We start from the raw sequence: 12,207 nt of genomic DNA, 5'->3' as shown, positions 1-12,207 counted from the left end.
AGTGGCCTTAGTTTTTGCTTTCTAGCTCGGAATGTCTAGGTGGCAACTTGAGTTAGTTTAAGATTTATGTGGGAAAGGGGGCAGCGTGCGTGATTTTTTTGGCGGGTTGCTGAGACCCAGGATCGAGGCGCTTGGCCTCGAGATTGGATCGGCCAATATCAAGATGGTCGAGCTGTCCGGAACTCCCCCCAGCCTGAAGAACCTGAGCATCAGGCCCACCCCACCCGGGGTTATCCAGGAGGGTTCGATCATTGAACCGGGCGCACTGGCCGATGTCATCAAAGAGATGCTGGCCGAAATGCGCACCCGCAAGCGCTATGTGGTCACGGCCGCCAGCAACCTGGCGGTCATTACCCGTACCTTGCAGGTGCCCAAGATGCCCCTCAAGCAGCTGGAGGAGGCCGTGCGTTGGGAGGCGGAGCGCTACATCCCCTTCCCGATTGACGAGGTGGTACTGGACTATGCACCGCTCGATCCCCCTGAGTCCATTCCGGATGGCGAACAAATGGACGTGGTGGTGGGTGCCGCTCGGCAGGAGACGGTGGCCAGCCTGGTAGAAGCCCTCAAGGCCGCCGGTCTGGAGCCGCTGGTGATAGACGTAAAACCCTTTGCTGGTCTGCGTACCCTCAATACCCGCCTGGTGGTCACCGACCGTGAGCCCATCACCCTGTTCCTCGAGATTGGGGCCGAGACTTCAGCGCTGGTGCTCACCCGGGGCGAGCGGCTGCTTTTGAACCGGGTCATCAACCTTTCGGGGAAAGACTTCACCGCTGCTATCTCGAAGGCCTTCAACCTCGATGTGGTAGCTGCCGAAGACGCCAAGAAAAACTACGGCCTGGCCACCATCCCCACCGAAGATGAAGACCTGCTCCTCGACTTTGACGCCGAGCGTGAGCGCTTTAACCCGGCCCGCATGTACGATGCGATTCGCCCGGTGCTGGTCGAACTTACCACCGAGTTGCGCCGAAGCCTGGAGTTCTTCCGGGTGCAGGTGGGCGACCTCGGGGTAGATCAGGGCTTTGTGGCTGGGGGAGGCAGCAAGCTGCGAAGTCTGGTACCGCTCCTGTCCGACACACTGGGCATCCCACTGGAAACCGCCGATCCCTGGCAGGGCATCCAGATTGACAAGGGCCGCTTCGATCTGGAGTACCTGCGCAGTCTGGCACCAGAGTTTACTGTTCCGGTGGGCCTGGCACTACGGGGGGTGAATCCACTTGATTAAACTCAACCTCCTGCCCAAAAACCTGCGCCGCCGGGTCGAGCCTGGCTGGTGGCGTCTGGCGGCGGCGGCGGTGGTGCTTGCGGTACTGGGAACCGTGGCTTTCTTCCATCTTTCTACCCTCTCGCGGGTACAGGCACTGGAAAACCAGCGCGACCAGCTACAGGTGGAGGTGGACGTGCTGCGCCCCTTCATAGCCGAGCAAAATCGCCTTAATCAGCAGCAGCGCGAACTCGAGCAGCTCCTCGCAGTACGCAACCAGCTACGCGAACGCTTTGTGCCCTGGTCGGACAACCTGGCCCAGGTCATCAATCAGATTCCACGGGAAGGCCGCCGGTTTGGGGTGGCCCTGCGTAGCATCGGCACCAAAACCCTCACGCCCCAAGAAATCCAGAACAACGCGCAAAACGGCCTCTACGACGGCAAGCCGGTCAGTGTGGAGTTCAACCTTCAAGGTGAAGCCATCGGCCAGAACGCCCTGATTCGTTTTGTCGAGGCCTTCGAAACCTCGCCGCGTTTCGGCATCAACTTCCAGAACGCCAGCCTGGATCCGCAGCGGCAGCTTTACACCTTTGGGGCCACCATCGGCTTGGTTGGTCAAGCCCGGACAACCGCCAGCAACACCACAGGAGGTGAAGACAGTGGTAGCCCTTCTCGCTAGAATGGGCCAGCGTGAGTGGGCCATCGTCGCCATAGTGGCGGCCTTGTTGCTGGGAATGATGTGGTACTTCCTGGTAACCCAGCCCCTGCAAGGGCGCATACCGGAGCTACAGGCCGAGGTCGATCGCCTTACCGTCGAACGCGACCGTGGCCGTGCAGCCCAGCGTGCGTTGCCCCAGCTGCGCGAGACCATCGCCCGCCTCGATGCCGAGCGGCAGCAGTTTTTGCGTGAGCTACCCCCCACCGAACAGCTCGGTCGGGTTTTGAGTTCGCTGACCCAGACAGCCCGGGAAAGTGGGGTGGTTTTGCGAACCCTGAGCCGCAGCGCAGGCGATAATCAGGGGGTTGCCAACGTGCGAGCCACCAACCTGGCTTTGCAGGTGGAGTCGCCTTTCCCCGAGCTGTATGTGTTTTTGCGAAACCTCGAGGGCTTGCAGCGCTTCGCCACCGTCTCGGGCCTCAACCTCACCCTCGGTAGCAGTGGGCCTGCCGCCACCGAGGCCCAGGCCACCAACCCCATCATCAACACCAGCCTGACCATGACGGTCTACACCTATACCGGACAGGGTCAGCCAGCCCAGCCCACCCAGCCTGGAGGTCGGCCATGAACTTCTTCCAGCGCATGCCCCAAACCGCCAAGGTGGCCCTGGTGGCAGTCCTGCTGGTAGGGGCAGTGGCCACCTGGTATATCGGCTTCTTTCGTCCAACTCAGACCGCACAGCAACCTTCCACGCCCACCCCTACCCCTGCGCCCGTAGAACCTTCGGCGCCGCTTACCACCGCCCGGCCCCTCGAGGTACTCCCCGTACCCTTCCTGGTTACCGAGGCCACCCGTGCGGAGCCGCCAAAGGAGCAGGGCGAAGCCCCCGCTGGTGTTGCTGCGGCCCGACCTCGGGTAACGGTGCCCCCCAACCCCTTCGTGCCGTTAATCATCGAAACCGCTGCACCGGCTGTGGTTCAGCCCACTCAACCAGCCCCGGTCTCTACCCCGCCAGTGGCTACCCAGCCCATCCCGCGCCAGACCGCCCAGGTTCAGGTGCGCCAGCCCACCACAGCGCTACCACGCCCCAGCCTGCCCGGCACCCGGCCCACCCCAGGGGTAACCCCACCGTCCACCCCTACCGCTCAACCCCGCCTGGCCCAGGGTACAGCCCGTGCCAGCCTACCCAGCGCGATCAGCCTGGGCTCGGGTGCCCTGCCCATCCGGCTGGCGCCTCTGGAGCGGGAGCTGAGCGATACCACCGATGGTGCAGCTAAAGCAGCGGCGGCCCTGGATGTGGCCGATACCACGCGCACAACCACCGCAGGCGGCGGAAGCACCCTCGAGTTTGCACGGGCCGAGATTAATGCCCGGCTTACCCAGGTGCTCGAGCCCAAAAGCAGCCTGGCCCGCGGGCAGGAAATCACCCAGGAAACCGCCCTGGCCCGCTTCGTGCGCGAGCAAAGTCTAAAACTCTCGGGGGTGGTGCTAGGCCCAACCAGCGTGGCCATCTTCCAGAGCAAGGATGGTTTTATTGTGCTGCCAGTAGGCCGCACCCTTCCCGGTAGCGATGTGTTGCTCAAAAGCTTAAGCGCAAAAGAAGCCCTCTTGGTACAAGGTTCAGAGAGCCTGAACCTGACAATGGATAACCCCTAGGCGGTGAATATGAAGCGTTTGTTTGCTCTTCTGGTGGTGTTGAGTCTAGCGCTGGCCCAGGGTACTTTGCCCAGGGATGCGCGCTTTGACCAACCCGTAAGTAACATTGGCATCAACCTGCCCTTGCCAGCCCTCTTAGATGCCCTGGCCCGAAGCGTGGGGCTATCCCCCATTCTGCGCGACATCCCCAACGTTAGCGTCACTGCCGATATCGACCGGAAACCCTTCCGGCAGGTTTGGGATCTGCTCATAAACACCTACGGCGACGGCCGCATTACCTACGCCCTGCTCGACAACAACGTAATTGTGGTAGGGCCCAAGGAAGTTGTGGATCGGGCCCGCGGACAAGCCGCCCAGCCTGCCCCATCCACCGAGCCAACGGTGCGTGAGTTCTACCAGGTGCGCTCGGGCGACCCTGCGGCGCTGGCCGCCTTCGTTCAGCAAGAGGTGCCTGGTGTCACTGTGCGCGCAGTGCCGGGGCAGAATGTGCTCTCCATAAGCGGCCCCTCGCGCGCTGTAAACGATGCCCTTAGCTTCCTGCAACGCATTGATGTTCCCAGAACCGCCACGCCGACCATTCCGCTGGTACAAAAGTCGTTTGCACTCTCACACGCCCGTGCCAGCGAGCTGGCCGACGTGCTGGGCAAGGCCATTGCGGCCCAGGCCCAGGGCGCACCGGCTCAAGGACAGGCCCAGGCCGCTGCCCCGGCAGCACCCCAGGTAACCGTGGTCGCCGAGCCCCGTACCAATACCATTATCGTCACCGGCACCGCCGAGCAGCTTGCCCTGGCCGAGCGCCTGATTCCTAGCCTGGATCGGCCGGTGCAGCAGGTGCAGCTGCAAATTCGGGTGCAGGCTGTATCGGGCGAAGTAATCCGCAACCTGGGCATCAAGTGGGAAACCGTATCGGGGGGCAACCTGGTAGCCAGCTTCCTGTCAACCGGCCTGAATCTGATTTTCGACGCCACCCGCAGCCTGGCCTCGCTCAACATCCGGGCCGTGCTGGACGCACTGGAAAAGCAGCAGCTCTCGCGCCGCCTGAGCGATGCAAACCTGCTGGTCGAAGACAACTACGGCGCCGACACCTCCGACCTCCGGACGACTGGAGCCAAGGGTGCGGAAATTAAGGTGGGTGGCCGACTGCTGATCCCAATTACGATTGGCGGCCAGATTTCGGTGCGTGAGTTCGACTACGGCTTGCTGGTACGGGTGCGCCCACAGGTCTCGACCGATGGCAACATCCTGCTCGAGGTCTTCACCCAAACCGGTGGCGACCCCGCCGATGGCCCCGCGGGCAGCATCCGCATCCCTCAGCAATCCACCCTCTCCAAACTGCGTATCCGCGACGGCCAGACCGTGGTTCTGGGAGGCCTGGTACAAAAAGTTACCGACACCTCCGAAAGCAAAGTTCCCCTTTTGGGTGATATTCCTTTGCTGGGCGAGCTTTTCAAGCAGCGCACCTCGAGCGTCAAGGACGATGAACTCATCGTGATCATCACGGGCAGCATCGTCAAGGACGTTGCCCAGCGCTAAACAACCCTTCACCGCAAAAGCCGGGCATCGCCCCGGCTTTTCTGTTTTTCCTGCGATTTTTGCAGGGGCAGCCTGGTGCAATCTTCACCTCCGTTATCATATGAAACCCGCCTTGGTTCTTTGCAAAAATAGATGGCTTCACCACATCAAGGGAACAATCCAGCGAGGCTTTATATAAGGTTGGCTGAGCTTGTCGAAGCCAACACCCCCAACGGTTCTAAGCGCTCAAAAGTGTGTGGTTTGGACATCACCCCTACTTATGCTAGATTCTGTTCATGCGTTTTCTGACTGCTGGAGAATCCCACGGGCCGCAGCTTACTGGCATCGTGGAGGGTCTGCCCAGCCAACTGCCCCTTACGGTAGAAGACATTAACCCCTGGCTCAAGAAACGCCAGGGTGGGTATGGGCGCGGGCGGCGGATGGCAATCGAGACCGACACGGTGGAGTTCGTGAGCGGGGTGCGGGCCGGACGTACCACTGGGGCTCCGGTTACGCTGGTCATCAAAAACACCGACTACCGCAACTGGGTCGAGATAATGGATCCAGCCCCAGGCAACGAGCCCCGCAAAAAAGCCCTCACGGCGGCCAGGCCCGGCCACGCCGACCTTGCCGGGGGGGTCAAGTACGGACACAAAGATTTGCGTGACGTGCTCGAGCGGGCCTCGGCCCGTGAAACCGCCATGCGGGTAGCGGTAGGGGCCATCGCCCACAAGCTGCTCTGGTTTTTTGGGGTAGAAAGTGCCTCCTTTGTGGATGGCATGGCCGGGGTCTGGAGCGAAGTGCCTTTCGATTGGAACCTTAAGGAGCGCATTGAAGCCAGTCCAGTACGAATGACCGACCCTCAGGCTGAAGCCGAGGTCATCCGCCGGGTTGACGCGGCCAGGGCCAGTGGCGATACCCTGGGGGGCATCGTCGAAGCGCGATTTAAGGGCCTGGTGATGGGGTTGGGCTCCCAGATGCACTGGGAGCGCAAGCTCGACGGACGCATCGCCCAGATGGTCATGAGCATCCCGGCCATCAAAGGGGTGGAGATTGGCAGCGGCTTCGGCAACGCCATGAAGCCAGGTTCGCAGGTTCATGACCCCATCTACTGGGAACAAAACCGCGGCTACTACCGTCAGAGCAACCGCTCCGGGGGCACCGAAGCCGGCATGACCACCGGCGAGGAGCTGGTGGTGCGGGCGGCCCTCAAACCCATCGCTACCCTGATGAAGCCCCTGCCCACGGTGGACGTGGTCACCCACCAGCCTGCCGACGCCGCCCGCGAGCGTTCCGACGTAACGGCCGTGCCGGCAGCCAGCGTAATTCTGGAAGCCCTGGTGGGCATCGTGCTGGCCCAGGCCTACCTGGAAAAATTTGGCGGCGATACCCTGGACGAACTCATCGAGCGGGTTGAGCGGTACAAAGAGCGGGTGCTGCGATACTAGGTTTTACCAATGAAGCCAAACAAGTATCAAAAAAATCGAATTGGGAGCGCTGCCAGTAAAGCACAAGGCCTTCTTGGTGGCTGGCCCCCAACACCCGCTTATGATTGAGATTGAGCGCCCCGTAACCTGGGTGGCCCTTACGGGCTTTATGGGCGTAGGCAAAAGCCGCATTGGGCGGGAACTGGCCCGCGAGTTGATGCTGCACTTCATTGACCTCGACCGCTACATCGAACGCGAGATGGGGCTTTCGGTGGCCGATATTTTCCGCCACCTGGGAGAACCAACTTTCCGGCAGCTCGAGGCCGAGGCGGTCAACGAGCTCACCCAGAAAGACTATCTGGTGCTCTCGTTGGGCGGCGGCACTTTTGTCAACCCAGAAAACCGCCAGAAGCTGTTGCAGCGCGGGCCGGTGGTGGCGCTCTGGGCCAGCCCCAGCACCATCTTCGAGCGCGTCAGCCGCCGCCCTGGTCAGCGCCCTATCCTCGATAACCCCGACCCCTTCAAGCGCATCCAGCAACTCCTGGCTGAACGTGAGGCCATCTACCGCCAGGCCACCATCCATGTTTCCACCGATGGCCGGCGAATCACCGACGTGGTAGACGAAATTGTCGAGCGACTTTGGGAGTATGCAGAAGCTACAGATTAAACATCCTGTCCCCTACCCAATTCACATTGGGTTCGACCTCGAGCTGCCCCAAGCCCCTGGCCCCCGGGCTCTCATCTTTGACCAGGCAGTAGAGGGCTACGCCCAGGAAGTAGCCACCCGCCTGGATATTGCCGCCAGCCTGGGCCTTCCCGGCGGCGAAGGGGTAAAGAGCCTGGCGAGCTATGCTCGGGTGCTGTCCTGGTTGGCGCAGCAGGCCCTCCCGCGCGATACCACCCTGTACGTTGTGGGGGGGGGCAGCCTCACCGACCTGGGGGGGTTTGTGGCCGCCACCTACCTGCGGGGGGTGCGCTACATCAGCCTGCCAACCACCACCCTGGCCATAGTGGACGCCTCGGTGGGCAACAAGACCGGCATCAACCTGCCCGAAGGCAAAAACCTGGTGGGTGCGTTCTACGCCCCAGAGGGGGTTTATGCCGAATTAAAGACCCTGCGAACCCTTCCTCCCCCAACCTTCAAGGAGGGCCTGGTGGAAGCCTTCAAGCACGGCCTTATCGCCGGTGACGAGCTGCTCGTCAATGTGGCGCCGGTTTCGCTGGAGTGGGAGGGCCTCGAGCACTACCTGGCCCGCGCCGTGATGGTCAAGGTGCAGATTGTCGAGACCGACCCCACCGAGCAGAATGAGCGCCGCAAGCTCAACCTGGGGCATACCCTGGCCCATGCCCTCGAGGGGGCTACCCAGGGCGCGTTATCGCATGGGGTGGCCGTAGGTTACGGACTGCTCTTCGCTGCCCTGCTGGGCCGCACCCTTGGCGGCGCAGACCTGGTGCCCACCGTGTTACAGTTTTTGCACTGGCTCGCCCCGCCCCCGCTCCCCCATCTGGGCTGGGATGATTTAACACCCTTCATCAGCCGCGACAAGAAAAAACTAAGCAAGGCCCTTAACTGGGTCATACCTAAGGACATGGGCCAGCTCGATATTCGGCCCGTGTCGGAAGAGGTACTGATGGGCTGTTATCAGGAGTTCCTGAGCCTGGTGTCCGCCATGCATCAGCAAAAATCTTCCTGACTCGAGGTTCTTTTACGGCCTCCGCCCATCAGCACCGCCGATGCCGGGTTTGGGGGCACAGCCTCCTGCTGCGATGACGCCGTGGGACGATCCCCTTCGGGACGGGCGGTGCCCGTACACCCGTGGGACGATCCCCTTCGGGACAGACCGCTGGCGCGGCTGTTCACCCGTGGGACGATCCCCTTCGGGACAGACCGCTGGCGCGGCTGTTCACCCGTGGGACGATCTCTTGCAAGACACAGCGCACTCCCTTACCAGCAGGCCACACTGTTCTCGCCAAATGGCCTGAGGGGTGTGCCCCATGAAGAGGACGCTACAGGGCCGCCCTGGGTTCAACGTAGGGCAGGCCAAAGGCTTCGGCCACCCCGTGGCAGGTCAGCTGGCCCTGGTGGGTGTTGAGGCCGAGCATCAGGGCGGGATCTTCGCGCAAGGCATCCAGGCCTTTCTCAGCCAGCTTGAGCAGGTAGGGCAGGGTCTGATTGGTAAGGGCAAAGGTGGAAGTGCGCGGCACCGCCCCCGGCATATTGGCCACACCGTAGTGCACCACGCCGTCTACCACGTAGGTGGGGTCGGCATGGGTGGTGGGGTGAATGGTCTCGACACATCCCCCCTGATCAACGGCCACGTCAACAATCACCGAACCCTCTTTCATGGTGGAAAGCATCTCACGGGTAATCAGCTTGGGCGCCTTGGCCCCAGGAATCAGCACCGCCCCAATCAAAAGGTCGGCGTGGCGAATAGAGGCCGCCACATTGGCTTCGGTGGATGAAAGGGTGATAACCCTTCCACCAAACACATCGTCGAGGTACTGCATGCGGGCTTTACTAACGTCCAGGATGGTAACCTGGGCTCCCATTCCCAGGGCAATCTTGGCGGCGTTGGTGCCCACGATACCACCACCGATAATCACCACGCTGGCCGGAGCCACCCCCGGCACGCCCCCCAAAAGCACGCCGCGCCCACCGTGGGGTTTCTCCAGCGCAGCCGCCCCCACCTGCGGGGCCATGCGCCCCGCCACCTCACTCATGGGCAGCAGCAGAGGTAGCGAGCCGTCCTCGAGCTGCACGGTTTCGTAGGCAATGGCGGTAGTACCCCCAGCCAGCAAGGCTTTGGTCAGCGGCTCATCGGCAGCCAGGTGCAGGTAGGTGAAGAGGATGAGGCCCTGGCGGAGGTACTTGTACTCCTCGGCGATGGGTTCCTTGACTTTGACCACCAGGTCGGCGGCCCAGGCCTCCTGCGCGCTAACTATCTCGGCCCCGGCCTTCTGGTACTCGGCATCAGAGAGGCCCGAGCCCACCCCGGCCCCCTCCTGTACCAGTACCCTATGCCCCCGCCGTACCAGGCTGGTCACCCCGCCCGGCGTAAGGGCCACACGGTTCTCGAGCGTTTTGATTTCCTTGGGAACACCAATCACCATAACAACCTCCTGTTTTTCCCAAGCCTAGACGGGTTAACGCACAAAGGAAAGTGGTAACTTAAGGACAAATATCATTCTTGCTTTAGTTTCTTAAGCCAAAATAGGCCACATGGCTTCCAAGCTACTGGACAAATTCAATCTGGCTATTCTGAACGAGCTACAGCGGGATGGGCGGCTCTCCTACAGCGAGCTGGGCCGCCGAGTGGGGCTCTCGACGCCTGCCGTTACCGAAAGGGTACGGCGCCTGGAAGACGCGGGCATCATTGCTGGCTATGGGGCCCGGATTAACCCCGGAGCCCTGGGCTACAGCATCACGGCGCTGATCGAGGTAGCCACCCCGCCCCACCGCTACCAGCAGATGCTCGAGTTCGCCCGCAACACCAAAGCCGTGCGGGAATGCTACTTTGTGACCGGCCAGTCGTCTTTTGTGGCCAAGGTCATGACCCCCTCAGTAGAGCATTTACAGGAGCTGATTCAGCAGCTTGGCTTCTATGGCAGCACCCGCACATCGGTGGTGCTGTCGCAACCCATCATCAAAGAAACCTTCGAGATGGGTTGAGCGGCAGTTCGCCGCCAAAACCCCAGAGGCCGGCCTTTTGTTTGCTGGGGCCGGTATTGCACCGGCTTCACAGCGCTACCCATCGGCATTACTGCTCTTTGAAGACCCGCTTGATGCGCAGTTTAAAACCATCGCCTTCGGCAATTGCGACCAAGCGGCGTTTGGGGCCAAGCAAGGCCACCAGACCCCTGGCCGGAATAGCCAGCGGCACGCCCTCCATGACCCGCCTGGCCTCGGCCTGGGAGAGCTCCACACTGGGGCAGGAAAGGGCCTCGAGCTCGTCGATGGTTTTGTGTGGATCCAGGTGCTCAATCTCCTGGGCCTGCTCGAGGCCAATCTTGCCTACCCTGGTGCGCACCAGCCCCGAAAGGAAGGCCCGGGTGCCCAACTGCTGGCCCAGGTCTCGAGCAAACGAGCGCACATACGTACCAGGCCCCACCACCAGCCGGATGACCGCAGTGGGGTATTCGCCCAGCGGCCTGGGAAGCTCCACTGTGCGGCCCCGTTCGGAAAGCTGCCAGCCGGTTGCCGAAGGGGCAATGCGGTGCGCGATGGGCGCAGGGTCGTAGGCCAGCAGGCGCACCTCGTGGTATTTGACCGGGCGTGGGGTTAGCTCGAGGGCCTGACCTTTACGGGCCGCCTCGTAGGCCTTAACACCCCCTACCTTCACCGCCGAGTAGGCCGGGGGGGTCTGTTCGGTAAGCTGCAAAAACCACGGCAGGGCCGCTTCAATCTCGCGCTGGGTGGGGTAACCGGCCAAAGGCCCCACAACCGGCCCCTCGGCATCCAGGGTCTCGGTGGTTACGCCAAAGGAAACCCAGGCGAGGTACTCCTTTTCTTCAGCAGATAGAAAGGGCACCAGTTTGGTCGAAGCATCCGTGGCCAGTATCAAAACCCCCGTAGCCAGGGGGTCGAGGGTTCCGGTGTGCCCCACCCGGCGTGTGCCCAGCAGTTTACGGGCCATGTCCACCACGTCGTGCGAGGTGCGCCCCAGCGGTTTGTTCACGGCAAATAGGGCCATGCCAGCGGATTGTACCCATAATTAACCCACAGTGGGTAGTCGGCCTGAGGCGTAAACTGCTGGCATGGGCTGGCAACAACACTATCAGCGTTTGAAGTTTTCGCAACCCAGTGAAGGTGTGCTCGAGGTGGTTCTTTCCAATCCTGGCCGCCTCAATGCCGCCGATAGTCAGATGCACCGCGAACTGGCCTATGTCTGGCGGGATATAGATGCCGATGAAAGCATCGGGGCGGTGTTGGTGCGGGGCGAGGGTGGCGCTTTCAGCAGCGGCGGCGACTTCGAGATGATCGAGGAGATGATCCGGGATTATGAGGCCCTGCTGCGGGTCTGGAAAGAGGCCCGCGACCTGGTGTATGGGGTGGTGAACTGTTCCAAGCCCATCGTGGCTGCGATCGAGGGGCCAGCGGTGGGGGCCGGGCTGGCGGTGGCCTTGCTGGCCGATATCAGCGTGGCCGGAAAAACGGCCCGAATCGTGGACGGGCACGTGCGGCTGGGGGTAGCGGCGGGCGACCACTCGGTGATGGTCTGGCCCTTGCTGTGTGGGCTGAGCAAGGCCAAGTACTACCTTCTCCTGAACGAGCCGCTCTCGGGCGAGGAAGCCGAACGCATTGGGCTGGTGTCGAGGTGCGTAGAGGACGGTGAGGTCTACAGCGAAGCCCTCAAAATCGCGCAGCGGCTGACCCAGGGCTCCCCTACCGCCATTCGCTTTACCAAATACGCCCTCAACAACTGGCTGCGCATGATGGGGCCCAACTTCGACACCTCGCTGGCCCTCGAGTTCATGGGGTTTTTAGGCCCCGATGCCAAAGAAGGGCTGAGTTCGCTGCGCGAAAAGCGCCGTCCCAACTTTCAGAAAAAATCTCCCCTGTAAAACCCTCCGCAACCACCTTACGCAAGCTTTTATTGGTTCTGCTTGCTCGGGGAAGACCCGCAAACTCAAGAGGTTTTGACCTGACCCAATAGGTGGGGTTCCGACCCCATTTCAATGCCCTTTTGCCCGGCAAGTAATGCTAACTCAAGTTGCCACCTAGACATTCCGAGCTAGAAAGCAAAAACTAAGGC

12 protein-coding genes are annotated in these 12,207 nt (G+C 61.7%); 10 read left to right on the top strand and 2 right to left on the bottom strand.

Annotation, left to right across the window (positions count from 1 at the left end; translation table 11 throughout):
* The first annotated feature begins 85 nt into the window (after positions 1-85).
* From pilM to ABWU19_RS12740, 8 genes are all read left to right on the top strand, one after another.
* On the top strand, positions 86-1,222 hold the full coding sequence (pilM, locus tag ABWU19_RS12775; protein WP_435902060.1) for a type IV pilus assembly protein PilM: 1,137 nt from the start codon (positions 86-88) through the stop codon (positions 1,220-1,222).
* Positions 1,215-1,880 carry a flagellar protein FliT gene (locus ABWU19_RS12770; protein ID WP_435902059.1) on the top strand — a complete coding sequence of 222 codons (666 nt, stop codon included), beginning with the start codon at positions 1,215-1,217 and terminating at the stop codon, positions 1,878-1,880. The genes pilM and ABWU19_RS12770 overlap by 8 nt, the downstream gene beginning before the upstream one ends.
* Before the next feature lies 1 nt (position 1,881).
* Entirely contained in the window at positions 1,882-2,487 is a 606-nt protein-coding gene (locus ABWU19_RS12765) for a type 4a pilus biogenesis protein PilO (RefSeq protein WP_435902061.1), read from the top strand.
* A complete protein-coding gene (locus ABWU19_RS12760; protein WP_435902058.1) occupies positions 2,484-3,515 on the top strand; it encodes a hypothetical protein in 1,032 nt (343 codons plus the stop codon). The genes ABWU19_RS12765 and ABWU19_RS12760 overlap by 4 nt, the downstream gene beginning before the upstream one ends.
* 9 nt (positions 3,516-3,524) lie before the next feature.
* Entirely contained in the window at positions 3,525-5,048 is a 1,524-nt protein-coding gene (locus ABWU19_RS12755; RefSeq protein ID WP_435902057.1) for a secretin N-terminal domain-containing protein, read from the top strand.
* Positions 5,049-5,323: 275 nt separating this feature from the next.
* The gene (aroC, locus tag ABWU19_RS12750) at positions 5,324-6,475 is read left to right on the top strand and encodes a chorismate synthase (protein ID WP_435902056.1); all 1,152 of its coding nucleotides are present in this window, start codon (positions 5,324-5,326) and stop codon (positions 6,473-6,475) included.
* A 100-nt stretch (positions 6,476-6,575) separates the two neighbouring features.
* Complete coding sequence (locus ABWU19_RS12745) at positions 6,576-7,121, top strand: shikimate kinase (RefSeq protein WP_435902055.1); 546 nt, start codon at positions 6,576-6,578, stop codon at positions 7,119-7,121.
* Complete coding sequence (locus ABWU19_RS12740) at positions 7,102-8,148, top strand: 3-dehydroquinate synthase family protein (RefSeq protein ID WP_435902054.1); 1,047 nt, start codon at positions 7,102-7,104, stop codon at positions 8,146-8,148. Before ABWU19_RS12745 ends, ABWU19_RS12740 begins: the two co-directional genes overlap by 20 nt.
* 313 nt (positions 8,149-8,461) lie before the next feature.
* On the opposite strand, the gene ald is transcribed toward ABWU19_RS12740, so the two are convergent.
* Positions 8,462-9,565 (bottom strand): alanine dehydrogenase, encoded by a 1,104-nt coding sequence (gene ald / locus ABWU19_RS12735; protein WP_435902053.1) that lies wholly within the window; start codon positions 9,563-9,565, stop codon positions 8,462-8,464.
* A 109-nt stretch (positions 9,566-9,674) separates the two neighbouring features.
* Between ald and ABWU19_RS12730 the strand changes: the two genes are divergently transcribed.
* Complete coding sequence (locus ABWU19_RS12730; RefSeq protein WP_435902052.1) at positions 9,675-10,124, top strand: Lrp/AsnC family transcriptional regulator; 450 nt, start codon at positions 9,675-9,677, stop codon at positions 10,122-10,124.
* A gap of 88 nt (positions 10,125-10,212) precedes the next feature.
* Here the strand turns inward: ABWU19_RS12730 and truB are convergent, their stop codons facing one another.
* Complete coding sequence (gene truB / locus ABWU19_RS12725; protein WP_435902051.1) at positions 10,213-11,145, bottom strand: tRNA pseudouridine(55) synthase TruB; 933 nt, start codon at positions 11,143-11,145, stop codon at positions 10,213-10,215.
* Between the two features lie 64 nt (positions 11,146-11,209).
* On the opposite strand from truB, the gene ABWU19_RS12720 reads away from it, so the two are divergent.
* Positions 11,210-12,016 (top strand): enoyl-CoA hydratase/isomerase family protein, encoded by an 807-nt coding sequence (locus ABWU19_RS12720; protein ID WP_435902050.1) that lies wholly within the window; start codon positions 11,210-11,212, stop codon positions 12,014-12,016.
* Positions 12,017-12,207: the final 191 nt, after the last annotated feature.

The sequence above is a fragment of the Meiothermus cerbereus genome, from assembly GCF_051297115.1.
Classification (GTDB): Bacteria; Deinococcota; Deinococci; order Deinococcales; family Thermaceae; genus Meiothermus; species Meiothermus cerbereus_A.
The sequence above is the reverse complement of the archived record's forward strand: the minus strand, read 5'-3'. Positions and strand labels throughout refer to the sequence as shown.

Bases quoted from the DNA above. Each gene is read 5' to 3' on its own strand.
- ABWU19_RS12760 (WP_435902058.1), top strand. From the start codon at position 2,484: ATGAACTTCTTCCAGCGCATGCCCCAAACCGCCAAGGTGGCCCTGGTG.
- ABWU19_RS12740 (WP_435902054.1), top strand. From the start codon at position 7,102: ATGCAGAAGCTACAGATTAAACATCCTGTCCCCTACCCAATTCACATT.
- ABWU19_RS12755 (WP_435902057.1), top strand. From the start codon at position 3,525: ATGAAGCGTTTGTTTGCTCTTCTGGTGGTGTTGAGTCTAGCGCTGGCC.
- ABWU19_RS12765 (WP_435902061.1), top strand. From the start codon at position 1,882: ATGGGCCAGCGTGAGTGGGCCATCGTCGCCATAGTGGCGGCCTTGTTG.
- ald (WP_435902053.1), bottom strand. From the start codon at position 9,565: ATGGTGATTGGTGTTCCCAAGGAAATCAAAACGCTCGAGAACCGTGTG.
- ABWU19_RS12730 (WP_435902052.1), top strand. From the start codon at position 9,675: ATGGCTTCCAAGCTACTGGACAAATTCAATCTGGCTATTCTGAACGAG.
- aroC (WP_435902056.1), top strand. From the start codon at position 5,324: ATGCGTTTTCTGACTGCTGGAGAATCCCACGGGCCGCAGCTTACTGGC.
- ABWU19_RS12720 (WP_435902050.1), top strand. From the start codon at position 11,210: ATGGGCTGGCAACAACACTATCAGCGTTTGAAGTTTTCGCAACCCAGT.
- truB (WP_435902051.1), bottom strand. From the start codon at position 11,145: ATGGCCCTATTTGCCGTGAACAAACCGCTGGGGCGCACCTCGCACGAC.
- ABWU19_RS12745 (WP_435902055.1), top strand. From the start codon at position 6,576: ATGATTGAGATTGAGCGCCCCGTAACCTGGGTGGCCCTTACGGGCTTT.